This is a genomic window from Bacillus pumilus (genome assembly GCF_009937765.1).
GTDB lineage: Bacteria > Bacillota > Bacilli > Bacillales > Bacillaceae > Bacillus > Bacillus pumilus_O.
In genome coordinates, this window is record NZ_CP047089.1 from 1279665 (window position 1) to 1296607 (window position 16943).

General features: G+C 41.3%; 19 protein-coding genes. 16 read left to right on the forward strand and 3 right to left on the reverse strand.

The annotated features are described in order from the left end of the window. Nucleotides 1-32: 32 nt before the first annotated feature. The 4 genes from GPS65_RS06135 to GPS65_RS06150 all read left to right on the forward strand — a co-directional run bounded on the left by GPS65_RS06135 (nucleotide 33) and on the right by GPS65_RS06150 (nucleotide 3535). The gene (locus tag GPS65_RS06135; RefSeq protein ID WP_162900841.1) at nucleotides 33-1274 is read left to right on the forward strand and encodes a dicarboxylate/amino acid:cation symporter; all 1242 of its coding nucleotides are present in this window, start codon (nucleotides 33-35) and stop codon (nucleotides 1272-1274) included. A gap of 136 nt (nucleotides 1275-1410) precedes the next feature. Beyond that, complete coding sequence (locus GPS65_RS06140; protein WP_012008980.1) at nucleotides 1411-2337, forward strand: ABC transporter ATP-binding protein; 927 nt, start codon at nucleotides 1411-1413, stop codon at nucleotides 2335-2337. Beyond that, a complete protein-coding gene (locus GPS65_RS06145; RefSeq protein ID WP_012008981.1) occupies nucleotides 2315-3082 on the forward strand; it encodes an ABC transporter permease in 768 nt (255 codons plus the stop codon). Before GPS65_RS06140 ends, GPS65_RS06145 begins: the two co-directional genes overlap by 23 nt. 117 nt (nucleotides 3083-3199) lie before the next feature. After that, a complete protein-coding gene (locus GPS65_RS06150; protein WP_003214381.1) occupies nucleotides 3200-3535 on the forward strand; it encodes a hypothetical protein in 336 nt (111 codons plus the stop codon). A gap of 99 nt (nucleotides 3536-3634) precedes the next feature. On the opposite strand, the gene fbpB is transcribed toward GPS65_RS06150, so the two are convergent. Together fbpB and GPS65_RS06160 are read right to left on the reverse strand one after the other, a co-directional pair. Then, nucleotides 3635-3784: a Fur-regulated basic protein FbpB gene (gene fbpB, locus GPS65_RS06155; RefSeq protein WP_012008982.1), complete on the reverse strand. Its 150-nt coding sequence runs from the start codon at nucleotides 3782-3784 to the stop codon at nucleotides 3635-3637. A gap of 346 nt (nucleotides 3785-4130) precedes the next feature. Continuing rightward, a complete protein-coding gene (locus GPS65_RS06160) occupies nucleotides 4131-4451 on the reverse strand; it encodes a thioredoxin family protein (RefSeq protein ID WP_012008983.1) in 321 nt (106 codons plus the stop codon). Between the two features lie 183 nt (nucleotides 4452-4634). Here GPS65_RS06160 and GPS65_RS06165 point away from each other — a divergent pair, with 183 nt between their 5' ends. The 7 genes from GPS65_RS06165 (at nucleotide 4635) to GPS65_RS06195 (ending at nucleotide 12084) form a co-directional block, all read left to right on the forward strand. Continuing rightward, complete coding sequence (locus tag GPS65_RS06165) at nucleotides 4635-5717, forward strand: D-alanine--D-alanine ligase (protein WP_012008984.1); 1083 nt, start codon at nucleotides 4635-4637, stop codon at nucleotides 5715-5717. 81 nt (nucleotides 5718-5798) lie between these two features. Next, nucleotides 5799-7163, forward strand: coding sequence for a UDP-N-acetylmuramoyl-tripeptide--D-alanyl-D-alanine ligase (locus GPS65_RS06170; RefSeq protein ID WP_012008985.1), 1365 nt, complete (start codon nucleotides 5799-5801; stop codon nucleotides 7161-7163). Nucleotides 7164-7190: 27 nt separating this feature from the next. Next, nucleotides 7191-7883 carry an alpha/beta hydrolase gene (locus tag GPS65_RS06175; RefSeq protein ID WP_012008986.1) on the forward strand — a complete coding sequence of 231 codons (693 nt, stop codon included), beginning with the start codon at nucleotides 7191-7193 and terminating at the stop codon, nucleotides 7881-7883. Between the two features lie 127 nt (nucleotides 7884-8010). After that, nucleotides 8011-8349: an avidin-fold protein gene (locus GPS65_RS06180; RefSeq protein WP_012008987.1), complete on the forward strand. Its 339-nt coding sequence runs from the start codon at nucleotides 8011-8013 to the stop codon at nucleotides 8347-8349. A 165-nt stretch (nucleotides 8350-8514) separates the two neighbouring features. Next, the gene (cshA, locus tag GPS65_RS06185) at nucleotides 8515-10005 is read left to right on the forward strand and encodes a degradosome RNA helicase CshA (RefSeq protein WP_041815194.1); all 1491 of its coding nucleotides are present in this window, start codon (nucleotides 8515-8517) and stop codon (nucleotides 10003-10005) included. 110 nt (nucleotides 10006-10115) lie between these two features. Beyond that, nucleotides 10116-10595, forward strand: coding sequence for a PH domain-containing protein (locus GPS65_RS06190; protein WP_012008989.1), 480 nt, complete (start codon nucleotides 10116-10118; stop codon nucleotides 10593-10595). Next, complete coding sequence (locus GPS65_RS06195) at nucleotides 10585-12084, forward strand: PH domain-containing protein (RefSeq protein ID WP_012008990.1); 1500 nt, start codon at nucleotides 10585-10587, stop codon at nucleotides 12082-12084. The genes GPS65_RS06190 and GPS65_RS06195 overlap by 11 nt, the downstream gene beginning before the upstream one ends. A gap of 56 nt (nucleotides 12085-12140) precedes the next feature. Here GPS65_RS06195 and GPS65_RS06200 read toward each other — a convergent pair whose 3' ends face one another. After that, complete coding sequence (locus GPS65_RS06200; protein WP_161985370.1) at nucleotides 12141-12746, reverse strand: rhomboid family intramembrane serine protease; 606 nt, start codon at nucleotides 12744-12746, stop codon at nucleotides 12141-12143. 94 nt (nucleotides 12747-12840) lie between these two features. On the opposite strand from GPS65_RS06200, the gene acpS reads away from it, so the two are divergent. From acpS to ndoA, 5 genes are all read left to right on the forward strand, one after another. Continuing rightward, on the forward strand, nucleotides 12841-13206 hold the full coding sequence (gene acpS / locus GPS65_RS06205) for a holo-ACP synthase (protein ID WP_012008992.1): 366 nt from the start codon (nucleotides 12841-12843) through the stop codon (nucleotides 13204-13206). Between the two features lie 160 nt (nucleotides 13207-13366). Next, nucleotides 13367-14383, forward strand: coding sequence for a LolA family protein (locus GPS65_RS06210; RefSeq protein WP_161985372.1), 1017 nt, complete (start codon nucleotides 13367-13369; stop codon nucleotides 14381-14383). A gap of 342 nt (nucleotides 14384-14725) precedes the next feature. Then, a complete protein-coding gene (gene alr / locus GPS65_RS06215) occupies nucleotides 14726-15904 on the forward strand; it encodes an alanine racemase (protein ID WP_144473608.1) in 1179 nt (392 codons plus the stop codon). A 296-nt stretch (nucleotides 15905-16200) separates the two neighbouring features. After that, entirely contained in the window at nucleotides 16201-16482 is a 282-nt protein-coding gene (locus tag GPS65_RS06220) for a hypothetical protein (RefSeq protein ID WP_012008995.1), read from the forward strand. 4 nt (nucleotides 16483-16486) lie between these two features. After that, nucleotides 16487-16837, forward strand: coding sequence for a type II toxin-antitoxin system endoribonuclease NdoA (gene ndoA, locus GPS65_RS06225; protein ID WP_003214169.1), 351 nt, complete (start codon nucleotides 16487-16489; stop codon nucleotides 16835-16837). Nucleotides 16838-16943 lie beyond the last annotated feature (106 nt).

Consider the following 16943-nt stretch of genomic DNA (forward strand, 5'->3'; position numbering starts at 1 on the left):
TGGGTCTTTTTGACGAGGAAGGGGAGATTTTATTGAAGCTGGCGACAAAAATTATTATTGCCCTTATTGTGGGTGCAATCACGGGACTTCTGCTTAACATTTTCGCTCCAAATGTATTCAAAATGTTAGACCCTTATCTATTCACACCTCTAGGTCAAATCTTCTTAAATCTAATTAAAATGCTGGTTGTGCCAATCGTCTTCTTTTCCATTACACTTGGTGTAGCAGGCCTCGGAGATCCAAAAAAACTAGGCCGAATTGGAGCAAAAAGCATCTTATACTTTCTACTGACCACAACCTTCGCTATTATCATTGCGATGTCATTAGCATTATTAATCAAACCGGGTTCCATTGGTTCATTCGATACTAAAGGGGCAGAATACGAACCTCAAGAAGCACCATCTACGACAGACACTTTATTAAACATCATTCCATCAAATCCAGTTCAATCTTTAGTTGAAGGAAATATGCTGCAAATCATTGTCTTCTGTGTATTCTTAGGACTAGGAATTGCAGTGCTAGGCAAAAAAACAGAAGGATTACTCAACATATTAGAACAAGGCAATGAACTCATGATGTACCTTGTAGGAGTGGTCATGAAATTTGCTCCGTACGGGACATTTGGCTTAATTGTGACGGCTATCGGGAGCCAAGGCCTTGAAGCTATTAAAGCCATGGGGCTGTATTTTACAGTCGTATTAGTAGCACTATTGGTGCATTTCTTTCTCACATATGGCTCAACTTTGGCTTTATTTGCAAAACGAAATCCATTTACATTCTTTAAAGACTTTTCGCCTGCGATGGTCGTAGCCTTTAGTACGTCTAGCAGTAGTGCGGTTCTCCCTGTATCTATGGAAACCGCTCAAAAGAAATTGAAAGTACCTGAGCCGATATCCAGTTTCGTGCAGCCTTTAGGCGCTACGATCAATATGGATGGAACAGCCATTATGCAAGGGGTGGCAACCATCTTTATTGCACAAGTGTTTGGTGTGGAATTAACGCTGATGCAAATGCTCACAGTTGTATTAACCGCCGTATTAGCCAGTATTGGGACAGCCGGTGTACCAGGCGTAGGCTTGATCATGCTCGCAATGGTATTGAATTCGGTTGGGCTTCCGGTTGAAGGCATTGCGCTCATCCTTGGTATTGACCGCTTATTAGATATGGCAAGAACCGTTGTCAATATTACAGGTGACGCCGCATGCGCGGTGATTGTGACCGAAACTGAGAAAAAACATGAGAAAGACGCAGCATCACCGAATCTATCCATGTAATGTAAAAGAAGGGCTGACAGGGCTGACTCAATCAGCCCTTTTTTTCATGGAGTTCCTTGTCTTGCGTGATATACTTTTAACAGAATGAGCGGCCTTCTTTGCCGCCAAAGGTTTTACATCAGAAGGAGGAACCACTTTGGAGTCTGCTGTTTTAAAGGTAGAGAAAGTCGATAAACGAATTGGCCGGAAAATAATCTTACAAGATATATCCATAGAAATAGGGAAGGGAGAAATCGTCGGCTTACTAGGGCCAAATGGCTCTGGAAAAACAACCTTGATTCGTTTGATCGTTGGCTTGATGAAGAAAAACAACGGGCGAATCATGATCAATGGGTATTCACAGGATGAAGATTTTCGACATGCGATGTCATCTGTTGGTGCAATCATAGAAAATCCCGAATTTTATTCTTATTTAACAGGCTTTGAAAACCTTGAACTGTATGCGGCGATGCACAATGGAGTGACGGAGGAACGAATGCATGAAGTGGTCAAAAGAGTTCGTCTGGAGCACGCCATTCATCAGAAGGTGAAGACCTATTCACTGGGGATGAAACAAAGGCTTGGGATTGCGCAAGCCATATTACATCAGCCAAATCTGCTCATTTTAGATGAACCGACAAATGGACTTGATCCTGCCGGTATGAAGGAGTTCAGGGAGCACTTGCAAACACTAGTGCGAGAAGAAGGAACGTCCGTCTTATTTGCTACACATTTATTGCATGAGGTAGAAGAGCTATGTGACCGCATGATCATCATTCAAAAAGGAGAGATCAAAGCTAGTACCATGCTTCGTGACATAGAGGGGAAAGAACAGATGCTCATGAATATTCAGCCAGTGGAAAAGGCAGTGACGTGGCTCGAGACACATGACTATACATATGAACGAAATGGATCGCATGTTTTACTTCAATTGAACAAAGAGCAAGTGCCTGAGCTGAACAAACAGCTTGTACTGGCTGGGTTTGATGTACTTGAAATGACACCTCAAAAGCCATCAATTGAAGAGGCATTTATGAAATGGACGGAAGGCGGGACGGCAGATGCTTCAACTCATCAAGAATGAGCATAAAAAAATGATGAAGAAAAAGATTACGTTCATCGCACTTGGACTGATCGTTGTGTTTCAATTGGCGATGGCTCTAGCATTGAAACGAGTCATTTCTAGTTTTGGTGGACAAGACACTGTTGCCAATTATTTTGCTTATTCCACAAACGTCGTATTTATTTTACAGGTGCTTGCAGTTGTCATTGGCGCGACCTTGATCTCAACAGAATTTCAAAAAAGAACGATCAAGTTTTTATTGATACGGCCCAAAACTAGGCTGCAAATTTACCTGTCAAAATACATCACACTTGTGCTGAAGGTCATCTATTTGTTTGTTTTTTATTATGTAATTGCTTTCCTATTTGGCCTTATTTTCTTTGGTACTGCTTTTGATGAAAGTTCGGGACGCTTATTTCAGCATACGTTTGCTGTGATCGGATCTCAGTGGGTGGAAGTGTTGATGATGGCAAGCTTCGCTTTTATGTGTTCCAGCTTGTTTAGAAACAGCCTCGTTGCGCTTGTGACCTCGTTTTTTGTTTTATATGCGGCTAAATCACTTGTGCCTATTATGTCTCTTTTAGAAAATCAGTGGGGGAAAATCCTACTTTTTGCTAATACGGACTTTACTCAGTACAGCTTTCAAGGACCGCCACCCTTCCATGGCATGAGTCCTTTGTTTTCTCTATTTATGGTAGGGGCGCATTTTGTTTTCTTTGTTGGAACGGCTTGGGTTCTTTTTTGGAAGCGCGATGTAAATGTGTAAAAATTGTGTCAAATAACAAGGAAAATTCGTGACATCTTTGTGAAAACGAGTCTGCATTTCACGATAACCGGCTGATTTTGTCTTATAATAAGAGGGAATCTTGGAGGTGGCACTATCGTGAAAAATTTCATTACGGCTTTACCTATTTTGTTGCTGCTGTCGTTTTCGTTTGTGTCTTTTGCCTTCCAGTTTGATCATCTTATTTATTTCAGACTAGCGCTGGGAATCTTTTCGTTAGCCGGTCTTTTCTTTCTGTATACACTTAAAAGAAACATGAAATGGTTCATGGTTTATTTATATGCGAGCTGGATCATTCTTGCTGCTGTCACAACATTTGAGGAGCCTGTCTTTTCTCAGTTCTTCTTTGGTGGTTTAACAATGACCATGGGTTATCTCACATATATGCTCATTTATTTAGGAATGAAGCAGGACCGTGTAGCGAAATCTCATTAAAACAAAAGCCGATAAAATCAAAGCATAGATTTTATCGGCTTTTTTTGTTGGAAAAGACAAAAGAGAGGAGCAGCCAGCTTTGACTGCTACCCCTTATGTTTATGATTCACGTCCAGTAGCTGCAAGCTGCTTCTGATGCTTTTTGTCGATGGTTTCGTATATACTTTCCATCATTTTAGGATCGCGCATGATGGCTTTCTTGTTCTCTTCAATCAATTGCTGATACGTTTTGATTTTCTTCTTAGACATGTGACTCATCGCTCCTTTATAAGAATAGACGTCTATAGAATTCCACTTAGATGAAATTGATAATCATTTTCAATTAGCATCTCTATTATACAAAGTGCAAAGCTGGAAGTAAAGATTATATTCAGAAAATTCACGTAATCGACAAATTTGAAGACTAGTCGACGCACATTCTTTCCCAGGAAATAATTGCTGTCATTTCTTGTCGTAAGAGAAACATCTATATAAAACATTCTTTCGCTCATTGAAACGTTTTGACTGAACAAATCGTCTTATGAAGAGATTTGATGAAAGGAATAGAGAAAAAAAGACACCAGCAAATGTTTGCTGATGTCCTTCGTTTTACGATTTAAGAAACGTGCTCTTGAAGAAACTCTGTCACTTCTTCAGGTGATTTTGCGTTTGCACTGTGTAAATGACCTGTTTTTTCGCCATTTTTGAAAATTAACAGGCTTGGAATACCCATGACCTGATACGTTTCTGCTAGTTCAGGGAAATCATCTTTGTTTATTTCAAACCATTCATGGTGAGCATACGCCTCTAAGATGTCTGGAATGAACATGTCCATTCTTGTACAGTCAGGACACCATGTTGCAAAGAATTTAACGATGACTTCTTTGTCAGATTGAATGATTTCATTGAATTGTTCAGTACTTGTGATTTTTTTCAATTTGTCACAACTCCTTTTCAATGTCATTTTAATATAAAATAAAGGCGAATGACATACAAATGCTCGGGAGGCGCTTACAACCTTACAAATCATTTCAATTCCGTAACAAGAAAAATTAATTAGAGCATTTTTGCTTGAAAGTGATAAGATAGTAAAGATGAATTTTAGTGGGGGGAGTATCCATTGAAAATAAGTTTAGGATTGATTTACGGCGGAAAGTCAGCCGAACATAATGTATCACTGCAAACAGCCCTTGCAGTTACAAAAGCACTTAACACTGAGAAGTTCGATATACATCCAATTTATATTACAGAAGAGGGCGAATGGCTAAGAGGAGAAAAACTCACTGAACCAGTATCAAACGTCAGAATGCTTCAATTTGAACAGAATGCAAAGACGTTTTTACCGACTTCTTTAAACGAGAGCATGTTTCCACAGCCTACATCTGCTGATGAGAAGATTGATGTTGTCTTTCCATTATTGCACGGGCCAAATGGTGAAGATGGAACGATGCAAGGATTACTTGAACTGCTGAATATCCCGTATGTCGGCAACGGCGTTCTTGCTTCTGCCGCGGGTATGGATAAAGTCATGATGAAAGATGTTTTTGCTCAAGCAGGACTTGCACAAGCAAAGCACCTTTCCTTCAATAAAAAAGACTATGAGAAAGCCACACCAGACAGCTTAGAACAGGTGGAACAAGTACTTGGCTATCCATGCTTTGTGAAACCTGCCAACATGGGATCAAGTGTTGGAATAAGCAAATGTCGCAGCAAAGAAGAGCTGCAAACGGCATTCGACTTGGCTTTCCAATATGATCGACGTGTGGTCGTAGAAGAAGGCGTCGTAGGAAGAGAAATCGAGATTGGTGTATTAGGAAATGACGAGCCAAAATGCTCTGTCGTTGGTGAAATTGCACCTAAAACAGATTTTTATGACTACAAAGCAAAATATGAAGATGGCGATACAGATTTGATCATTCCTGCAAGTGTGTCAGAGGATGAGTATAAGACGATTCATGATATGGCGATTAAGGCATTTAAATCCCTAGATGGTTCTGGTCTTGTACGTGCAGACTTCTTCCTTACAGAAAAAGGCGAAGTGTTGATCAATGAAGTGAATACAATGCCTGGATTCACACCATTTAGTATGTTCCCGCTGCTTTGGAAGCACACTGGTGTAGAGTACCCAGAGCTCATTGAAAAGCTAGTGTCACTTGCAATTGAACGCCATCAAGAAAAACAAACCATTAAAACGACTTTTTAATGTGAGCAACGAGCAGACACTATCCTTAGGTAGTGTCTCTTTTCCTTCAAACGTGAAATGAGAAAGAGAGGCGAAAAAATCATGATCAAACGTACAGTGAAACAAATCGCCCAAATGGCTGGTGGGACACTATCTAATCAAGCTTTTGGCGAAGAGCAAATTCACGGAGTGACGACAGATACACGAAAAGTATCAAAAGGTGCATTGTTTATCCCCCTAATTGGAGAACATTTTAATGGTCACACATTTGCTTCTAAAGCAGTGGAGCTTGGAGCGGCAGCTGTTCTTTGGAATCAAAAAGAAACCAATCCACCAGAAGGCGTACCTGTCATTCTTGTCGACGATACACTGGCAGCCCTTCAGCAATTGGCAAAATCGTATTTAAAAGAAGAAAACCCTCGTGTTGTCGGTATTACAGGAAGTAACGGGAAAACCACGACGAAAGATATGATTCATTCCGTCTTACAAACAACGTATCAAGTTCATAAAACAGACGGTAATTTTAATAATCATATCGGTCTTCCGCTCACCATTCTTTCAATGCCAAAAGGTACAGAGATCGCTGTATTAGAGATGGGCATGAGCGCAAAAGGCGAAATCGAGTTTTTGTCAAACCTAGCTGAGCCTGATGCAGCAGTCATCACCAATATCGGAGAGTCTCATATGCAAGATTTAGGATCAAGAGAAGCCATTGCTGATGCAAAATGTGAAATTACAAAAGGGTTGAAAGAGGATGGCACCTTTTACTACTTAGGAGATGAACCTTTGATTCGCGAGAGAGCGACTCAACTTTCTCAGCAAGTGAAAACCTTTGGAGAAGCAGATGACTGTGATATTAAGGTAACGCATATTAACCAGCTTGCAGAAGGAACTGAATTTCAAGTTGAAGGGTATGCTCAAGGGTTTCTCATTCCTGTATTAGGGAAACATAATGTGAAGAATGCCCTTGCTGCCATTGCTATAGGTCAGCATTTCGGACTGAATGAAAGACAAATCGCCCAAGGACTCATGCAAACAAAGTTAACAGGAATGCGTCTTGAACTGTTTAAAACAGAAAAAGGAATTACTGTTATCAATGATGCGTATAATGCAAGCCCTACTTCTATGAAAGCTGCTATTGATCTTGTAGGAGATATGGACGGCTTCGCAAATCGCATTCTTGTCCTTGGAGACATGCTAGAGATGGGTAGCGAAGAAGAAACATATCATTATGAACTAGGCCGCTACATCAAGCCTGAATTTATTGATCATGTGATGACGTATGGCCGTTTAGGTGCATTCATCGCTGAAGGAGCAAAGAAATCATTCGGTGATACGCGAGTGTTCTCATTTATGGACAAAGAGGAACTGAAGAAAAAACTTGCTGACGTAGCAGGTCCTGATGATGTGGTCCTTGTCAAAGCTTCACGCGGCATGAGATTAGAAGAAGTCATTACTGCACTATAAAAAGTGAGCGGCAAAGAAGGTGACAGAATGATTGGCTGTCTATGTATACATGGATTCACTGGTGCCCCCTATGAAGTGGAACCGCTAGCGCAATATTTAAAGCAGAAGACAGATTGGAATGTTCAGTCTGTCACGCTTCCGGGGCATGGAGATGAGCTTCAGCTAAAAGGTATTCTCTATCAAGAATGGATTGCGACAGCTGAATTAGAACTTCTTTCTCTTTACAGAACATGTGAGACTATTTTTTTGATCGGGTTTTCTATGGGAGGAATGATTGCTTCTTATCTTGCAGCCAAGTATCCAGTCGCTCGTCTTGTCCTGTTAAGTGCAGCGGCTAAATATGTGAATCCAAAACAAATGATTCAAGACACAAGGCAGATGGTGAAGGAATCATTGTCTGGGCTAATTGATACGAATCCTTTGTATGATAGATACCGGCATAAGCTGACGAGCACACCGCTGTCAGCCGCTGTAGAATTTATGAAGCTGGTGAAGCAAACGAAGAGCTCCCTTGAGAAGCTTCACCTCCCTGTGTTAATTGTTCAAGGGGAAAGCGATGGGATTGTCCCAGCTTCAAGTGCACAATTAATTGACCATAAAATCCCGTCTCGTCAGAAAGAAATGTTTTATTTACCCGATTGTAAACACCATGTTTGTCATGAGCCATGTGCGCAGCAATTGTTTGAAAAAGTAGAGGAATTTCTGAAAAAAACAATTTAATCTATAGAAAAGCGAAAATGTGGCTAAACTAATATAAATTGAATCCCACTTGTTAAAAATTGCATCATTTTTGTCGAATGAGTGACAAGCCTATGGTACAATAGGAAAGAAAAGGTGGTTGATTCGGTTGTTTCAATATGACGGAAAAACCTTTGTCCCGCAGTCTAATTCGAGTAATGGAGAAGTATCGGTTGGCACCGTATTTCAATATCGTCAGGACGGGAATATATTAACGGGCACGTATCAAGGCGGCAGTATTATATCTGGTGTACTTGTAGGAACTGTAAATGAGGATGGAACACTTCATTTTAGGTACCACCATGTCAGCAAAGACGGCAGCATGAGAAGCGGGTCTTGCAATTCTACACCTAATCAGTTGGATAACGGAAAAATTCAACTGTTCGAAAAGTGGAAATGGATGGATGGCGATCAAAGTGATGGTGAATCTGTCATTGTGGAACAGTAGATATATCCATTTCTGTCTTGTTGAAAAACAAATAGTGTAATGGTAAGATATAAGGTAGGGTAATTCGGGCTTTGTATATAATGGACCTGTCCTTTCGAAAAAGGGCAGTTTTTAATGATCATTCACGAGATTACTGAAACAGCAATTAGAAGGAGTTTGAATAATTTGACTATAACGTTTCAAGATTTTCAATTAAGCGAAAGTCTCATGAAAGCTATTAACCGCATGGGATTTGAAGAAGCAACACCGATTCAAGCGGAAACAATTCCTCTCGGTCTTCAGAATAAAGATGTCATTGGACAAGCACAAACAGGAACAGGAAAAACTGCAGCGTTTGGTATTCCTCTTGTAGAAAAAATTGACCCAGCGTCTCCAAACATCCAAGCGATTATCATTGCGCCAACAAGAGAATTAGCGATTCAAGTATCTGAAGAGCTATACAAAATTGGCCAAGACAAGCGTGCGCGCGTACTTCCGATTTACGGTGGACAAGATATTGGTCGCCAAATCCGTTCACTCAAGAAAAATCCTCATATCATCGTAGGGACTCCAGGACGTTTACTCGATCACATTAACCGTCGTACAATGCGTCTTCAAAATGTTGAAACTGTTGTGCTTGATGAAGCAGACGAAATGCTAAACATGGGTTTCATCGAAGACATTGAATCGATCCTTTCAAATGTACCAAGTGAACACCAAACACTTTTATTCTCTGCGACAATGCCTGCACCAATTAAGCGCATTGCAGAACGTTTCATGACAAACCCAGAACACGTAAAAGTAAAAGCGAAAGAAATGACTGTCTCTAACATCCAACAGTTCTACTTGGATATCCATGAGCGTAAAAAGTTTGATACATTGACTCGCCTTCTTGACATTCAATCACCTGAGCTTTCAATTGTCTTCGGCCGTACAAAACGTCGCGTTGACGAATTGACTGAAGCACTTAACCTTAGAGGTTATACAGCTGAAGGTATTCATGGTGACTTAACTCAAGCGAAACGTATGGTTGCGCTTCGTAAATTCAAAGAAGGTTCAATCGATGTGCTTGTCGCAACAGACGTTGCAGCACGTGGACTTGATATCTCAGGCGTAACACACGTGTATAACTTTGACGTACCACAAGATCCAGAAAGCTACGTACACCGTATTGGACGTACTGGACGTGCTGGACGTACAGGTATGGCGATGACATTCATCACACCACGTGAAAAAGATATGCTTCGTGCGATCGAGCAAACAACTAAACGTAAAATGGATCGTATGAAAGAACCAACACTAGATGAGGCAATCGAAGGACAACAACAAGTAACTGTTGATCGTCTGCGCACAATCATCAGTGAAAACAACTTAAACTTCTACATGACAGCAGCAGCTGAATTACTCGAAGATCATGATTCTGTCACAGTGGTTGCGGCTGCCATCAAAATGATGACAAAAGAGCCGGATGCAACGCCTGTTCGTTTGACAGATGAAGCACCAATGGTTTCAAAACGCAATCGCAACAACCGCAGCTCTTCTAAACGTAGAGACGGTGGCGGCGGAGGCGGCTATCGCGGAAAAAGCCGTTCATCTTACGGTGACAAAAAGCGTTCTTCAAATGACCGCAATCGTTCTTCTAGCGATCGCCGTCAAAAGAAATCTTATAACAACTAATTCAAAAGCGAATCCTTTGCAGGGTTCGCTTTTTTTAACAGGTTTCCTGAAACTTTTTAGGCTTTCTTTCGTAATATATTGATAGAAAAGTAAGAGAATGGGGGAAGAATGTGAGAAAACAGCCGCAACGTCAAATTAGTTTAAATGGTTTAAAGGTATGGCGCCTTCAAAATGGAATCATCTCATTGATTTTCTTACTCATCATCATTGGGGTATTTGTTGCTAGTTATTATCTTCATTGGCCGTATTGGATTGGTGCCATCCTCACCGGTTTATGGGTCTTACAGGTTGTTTTTGGCATTTGGCTTATACCGAAAATCCGTCATCGCATCTGGCGTTACGAAGTATTCGAAAATGAAATCGAAATTCAGCATGGGCTCATTCGTGTCACACGTGTGATTGTACCGATGGTGCGTGTCCAGCATGTCGATACATCACAAGGGCCACTCTTAAGGCGCTACCGTTTGGCTTCTGTTCAAATATCGACTGCTGCCACAGTTCATGATATACCGGCGCTAGAATTAGAAGAAGCAGATGAGCTTCGTGATTACATATCTCGTTTAGCAAGGGTGACGGAAGATGATGTCTGAACCAAAACGTGTACATCCAATCTCGATGTTCATTGATTTTATATCAGATGCCGTATCCATGATCAAAAACTTCATTATTCCTTTTTTCGTGCTTATTTTTGTGAACTCGAATTCGAGCATTCGTTTTTATGCATTTATCATTCTTGGTGTGCTTCTTTTATGGAAAGCTGTTTTAACCGTTTTAGCATGGAGACGCTTTACCTACCGGATGGAAGATGATGAATTTCGCGTGGAATCGGGCGTCATCACAAAAAAGAAAAAATATATTTCGTTAGAACGAATTCAAACGGTGAATACAAGTGAAGGTATTTTCCAGAGGATTTTTGGTTTGGTGCGTGTTCAAATCGAAACAGCTGGCGGAACAGACGGTCCGGAAGTGAGTCTGACGGCGATTACAAAAGCAGAAGCGGAACAATTAAAGCAATCGATTTTCAACCGGAAGAAAAGCTTGCAGCAAGAAGAAATGGTGGATGAAAATGGAGGTACCCCACATGATCCTCTGGCAGCACACCAACCTGTAGAAAAAGAAATCAATGTTTCCTACCGGATGGGGATACCAGAACTGCTTTTGGCTGCGACCACATCAAGCGGGATCGGCGTCATTATTTCTGGGTGTCTTGCCATTTACACACAAATAGATGAAATTCTTCCTTTGGACGGATTCATCAAGCAGTTTTCTTTTTTAAGTCATGCGAGTGTTGAGATTTATGCGATTCTCATATTTATTGCCGTATTGATTGCATGGATTCTTAGTGTTGGGGTAACAGCCCTTCAATATGCGAATTTTAACGCAAAACGAAAAGGGAAAGACATCATCATCACAAGAGGGCTCATCGAAAGGCATCAAATGACCATTCCGCTTGCGAGAATTCAAGCAGTGAAAATCAAAGAAAATATTCTTCGTGAACCCTTTGGTTTTGCGACGGTGATGCTTGTGAGTGCAGGAGGTTCTATTACAGAAAAAGAAACCTCTTCCGTCTTATTTCCACTGATTCGGAAGAAAAAAATCAATGAACTGCTCTCTCAATTCACAGATGATTATCATTTGGAGCCAGAATCTGAATTGAAAAAGGTACCAAAGCGTTCACTCAAGCGCTACCTGATCTCTTTCGGTTTTGTGCCATTACTTGTCGGCGTGATCCTATCTGTTCGTTTTCCGCCATGGGGGTATTTGGCACTCATTCCGCTTCCTCTTGCTTTGGTTTTTGGTTATTTAGCTTATAAACAATCAGGCTATACGATCAAAGATCCATTGATTCAACTGACATCAAGAGGCATTGGCAAAACCACTGGAATTGTCTTGAGAAAACGAATGCAAAACTATACGATGACACAATCATTCTTCCAAAAGAAAGGCCGAGTGGCGAGTATTCACACCTTTGTGAAATCCTCTGCGTTGCTTGATTCCTTTGGTGTACATCACCTTGAGGAAGAAGATGCAGCACGTGTAATGGATTGGTATTCGTATGAAAAAAATAAATCTTCTTAAACAAAAAATGTCGATCCGCTTCCTGTTCATAGGAGTGATCGACATTTTTTATGAGGTTAGTAGCGTCTTTTTTTTGAATGGAAAACTAGCGTAAGAGGTGCTAGGAGCATGCCGCCGATCAATCCAAATAAGTGAGCCATGATATTGATGTTTGAGTTGACGAACGTCATAATGACAGAGACGGCAAGAATCGTTAAGATCACCTGAGAATTGCCGCGATCCATCATATGCGGTTTAAATAGAACAAGGTATAAATAAACGCCAAACAAACCGAAGATCGCACCAGATGCGCCGACATGTACATACTCTAAAGGCTCCACCCAATAGGTTCCGAGGTTGCCAATGAATCCTGCACCAAGATAGATAATGAGAAATCGAACCTTCCCAAGCAAATGCTCAAGTGCTGGAACGAATAAGAACAATGCCATAGAATTGAACAAAATATGGGTCAGACTTCCGTGAAGAAAAACAGGTGTGATAAGTCGCCACCATTCTCCAGCAGCTACACCATAATTGAAACCGACGAGATGGTCGTGACCAAGCTGGATAAGAGGGATAGGAAGCGCAAATAGAAGCCATAAACCAAATTGCAAAGCAAGGATCGTTGTGACGATTGGATATGATCTAATAAATTGTTGAAAGCTCTCCGTTCGAATAAACATAACAAACCCCTTTTGACTAGATAATGGTAAGTTTATAGTAACACGTTTATGAAGAGAACATCCAAATTAGTACGAGTATCATAGGAGGTACCTCATGATCAAAGGAATAGGTCTTGATATAGTAGAGATCAACCGGCTCGCACATGTGCTTAGTAGACAACCTCGTTTGCCAGAACGAATTTTAACGTTAAATGAACAAGACATCTTTCACGCACTTAGTGAAAAGAGGCAGCTGGAATTTTTGGCAGGACGTTTTGCAGCAAAGGAAGCTTTCGCCAAAGCATACGGAACGGGAATTGGAAGGCATTTAAGCTTTCATGACATAGAAATCCAGAAAGACGAACATGGAAAACCTTTCATCAAAAGCGAAAAGACGAAGGACGACCAAGTTCATGTGTCCATCACTCACACGAAAGAATATGCTGCGGCACAAGTTTTAATTGAAAGGTTGTCAAGCTAGTCTGCATATTGTTTGTCCCCCCTTCATATATTGGGTAGTGCGATAAGGAAGGGCGAGTTGCTAACAGGCTTTGATGGTTCGCGGTACGCAGTTAACTCTTGAGGCGTACTGTTAAAGTCAAACAAGCGGTTTCTTCCTTTTAACACAATTAACGAAGGGGTTGAAAAGGGTGAGAAAAAGCTTTGTTTTGCTTGTAACGGGAATCCTTTTTGTACTGATTCTCTCCGCATGCGGTCAAAAATCTCAGAAGGATATCGTTGGAGATTTAAACAAAAAGGCAGAGGAAATGACATCATACAAAGCCAAAGCAAAAATGACCATTGAGACAGGAAATGACCCGCAGGAGTATCAAGTAGAAATTTGGTACAAAAAGCCGGAACTTTACCGTGTCTATTTAGAAAATCCGAAAAAGGATCAGAGTCAAGTCATTTTAAGAAATGGCAATGGTGTGTTTGTGCTGACACCTTCATTGAACAAGAGCTTCCGTTTTCACAGTGATTGGCCGAATAATAGCAGTCAGGTCTACTTATTTGAGTCACTCGTGAAGGACATTAAAAATGACAGTGCTGCTCAGTTCAAAGCGAAGGATTCAAAGTATGTGTTCGAAACCAAAACCAATTATCAGCACAACCAAATGCTGCCTACCCAAGAGATTACCTTTCATAAAAAAACAATGGCGCCTGCCAGTGTGAAAGTGCTGGATAGCGACAAAAAGCCAATGGTGAAAGTGGAATTCTCTCACTTTGAATTCAATAAATCCTTTTACAAAGATGCATTTGATGAGAAGAAAAACATGACACTCTCTCAAATGGATGTTGCCACAAGTGCAGACCCATCTGACAGCTTCGCAGTGAAAACGCCAGTTGACATGCCAGAGGGTGTGAAAAAGATGGAAGAGAAAGAAATGATGACAGATGCCGGGAAGCGTTATGTGATGACGTATGGCGGAAAGAAATCCTTCACACTCATTCAGGAAAAAGCGAGAGTTGCTGAAGCATCTACGCCTGTGACAATGAACGGCGAGCCAGTCGACCTTGGCATGACAGTTGGGGTTCTGACAGATCAATCCCTTTCATGGACATCTGACGGAGTGGACTACTTGATTTCTTCAAGTGATCTATCGAAGGAAGAGCTCTTGATGGTTGCAAAGAGTGTAGAAGGCCAGTCAGCTAAATAAATATCTCAGGCGAGAGCCTTAGAAATTGAAAGATCAGCCTTATTGCAAGGGCTGATCTTCAGCGTGTAGACAAACCTTCGCATTCGTTGTCAGGTCTGCGCGCCGGTGCTCACGAATGTCAAATTCGCTCCGCGCCAGTGCTCGGCCTTCCTAGACTTCAAAGGTTTTCTATCACGCTGAAAAGAAGACAAAGTGCTAAAATAAAGATCATTTTAGCACTTTGTCAACAATCTGAGATCAGCCCTATTGCAAGGGCTGATCTTTTTTTGATTTGTTTCACTTTATTCTTGATTTTTAGTATCATATGAGAGGATTGAATCATTCAATAGGGAAGTGTGACGGATGGACACAAATGCCTTTTATAGAGACACATGGGCAGAAATTAATTTATCAGCAATTAAGCATAATGTTTCACATATGAAAGATCATATCGGTCAAAGTGTTCAACTAATGGCTGTGGTGAAAGCCAATGCATATGGACATGGAGATATAGAAGTGGCAAGTGCTGCTCTCAAAGGGGGCGCAGACATTTTAGCCGTCGCCTTTTTAGATGAGGCCGTTTCTTTAAGAAATAAAGGCATCAAAGCACCAATACTTGTACTCGGCGCCGTACCGACTGAATATGTCAAAGTCGCCGTTCGATACAATGTCATCATGACCGCTTACTCCATCGATTGGCTGAAAGACGTCACCAACATGATGGAAGGGCAGATGGGACAACCTATACGATTTCATTTGAAAATAGACAGCGGAATGAACCGATTAGGTGTGAAAACGATAGAGCAAGTGAACGAAGTGAAAAAGCTTGTCGGCGAGCATTCTTATTTACAGCTGGAAGGCGTATTTACTCACTTTGCAACAGCAGATGAAAAGGATGAGGCCTACTTTGATCGCCAGGTTGACGCCTTTCAAACACTGCTTGAGCCGCTTCATACGGACAAGCTTCTCGTTCATTGTGCCAACAGTGCAGCAGGTTTAAGGTTTAAGGACGTTTTGTTTAATATGGTTCGCTTCGGCATCAGTATGTACGGGCTGTCACCGTCAGAAGAAATCAAAGATGAATTGCCTTTTAAGCTCGAAGAAGCCATGTCCCTTCATACGAAGCTTGCCCATGTGAAGCACATTCAAAAGGGTGAGAGTGTCAGCTACGGGGCAACGTATACAGCCAATCAAGATACATGGATCGGCACGGTTCCAGTCGGCTATGCAGATGGATGGATTCGGAAGCTGGCAGGAACGGAAGTACTTGTTGGCGGAAAGCGCCGGAAGATCGCCGGAAGGGTTTGTATGGATCAATTCATGGTTGAACTGAAAGACAAGCTTCCAGTGGGCGAGACGGTCGTTTTAATTGGTAAGCAAGGCGAAGACATGATACCAGTCGATGAAATCGCCAAAAGGCTTGAAACCATTAATTATGAAATCACGTGCTCGATTGGTCACCGCGTCCCGAGAGTGTATATAGAGGACGGCAAAAGAGTTCAAGTGCGGAATCCACTCCTTCAAGGCGGACCAAGTTTTTGATAAACAACATTCAAAAGAACGACAGTCAAACTGACGTCGTTCTTTTTTATTCGACAAAAGTAGGGTAAACATTCTCCCTTTTTTAGAGATTTTGGAAATACCGTATGATTTTCGGAAAAAAGCGTATAATGGGAAGGAGGAACTCCATTATCATCTTGATTTACGGGTGGCGAGCCGCTTCATGTTCTAATAAGAAATCATGAAAAAACAGCTTTGCTTGTGCATTGAATAATGGTATGATTAGTCTTGGAATGGATCGATACGGTATCCGTAAGTTTTGTGGAGGTGTATGTTTTTTGTCTGAATCCAGCGCAACAAACGAAATGAAGATTCGACTGCCGGAGACTTTAATGTCTGAGATCGAACGAGTAGCAGAGCAGGATAAGGTAACAAGAAATGAATTGATCTACCGAGCGACAAAAACGTATATTCGTGAACGTAATATTCGACAAAATCGTGAATCGATGAGACGCGGCTACATGGAGATGGCGAAAATTAATCTGAATATCTCTTCAGAGGCACAATACGCAGAATTTGAGGCTGAGAATACAGTTGAGCGATTAGTCAGCGGGGGTTAAACATTTGATTGTTAAACGCGGTGATGTTTACTTTGCTGATTTATCTCCTGTTGTTGGCTCCGAGCAGGGCGGGGTTCGCCCAGTATTGGTGATTCAAAATGACATTGGAAATCGCTTCAGCCCGACTGCTATCGTTGCAGCCATAACAGCCCAAATACAAAAAGCGAAATTACCGACTCACGTCGAAATTAATGCAAAGCGGTACGGCTTTGAACGAGATTCTGTCATTCTTTTGGAACAAATTCGTACAATCGATAAACAAAGACTGACAGATAAAATCACACATCTTGATGATGAGATGATGGAGAAGGTTGATGAAGCCTTACAAGTTAGTTTGGCTCTTATTGATTTTTAATATGGTGAGATATGGTTGCTCTACTGGGAGCAACTTTTTTTGTGTTCAATTTTTATTAACGTTATAATGAAGAAAGACTAAGAAGAGCTTTAAATGTAAGTAGGGG

What these genes read in the sequence shown, in the direction of transcription:
- GPS65_RS06145 (WP_012008981.1), top strand. Translation starts at nt 2,315, where the DNA reads ATGCTTCAACTCATCAAGAATGAGCATAAAAAAATGATGAAGAAAAAG.
- fbpB (WP_012008982.1), bottom strand. Translation starts at nt 3,784, where the DNA reads ATGTCTAAGAAGAAAATCAAAACGTATCAGCAATTGATTGAAGAGAAC.
- GPS65_RS06170 (WP_012008985.1), top strand. Translation starts at nt 5,799, where the DNA reads ATGATCAAACGTACAGTGAAACAAATCGCCCAAATGGCTGGTGGGACA.
- GPS65_RS06175 (WP_012008986.1), top strand. Translation starts at nt 7,191, where the DNA reads ATGATTGGCTGTCTATGTATACATGGATTCACTGGTGCCCCCTATGAA.
- GPS65_RS06195 (WP_012008990.1), top strand. Translation starts at nt 10,585, where the DNA reads ATGATGTCTGAACCAAAACGTGTACATCCAATCTCGATGTTCATTGAT.
- GPS65_RS06200 (WP_161985370.1), bottom strand. Translation starts at nt 12,746, where the DNA reads ATGTTTATTCGAACGGAGAGCTTTCAACAATTTATTAGATCATATCCA.
- acpS (WP_012008992.1), top strand. Translation starts at nt 12,841, where the DNA reads ATGATCAAAGGAATAGGTCTTGATATAGTAGAGATCAACCGGCTCGCA.
- alr (WP_144473608.1), top strand. Translation starts at nt 14,726, where the DNA reads ATGGACACAAATGCCTTTTATAGAGACACATGGGCAGAAATTAATTTA.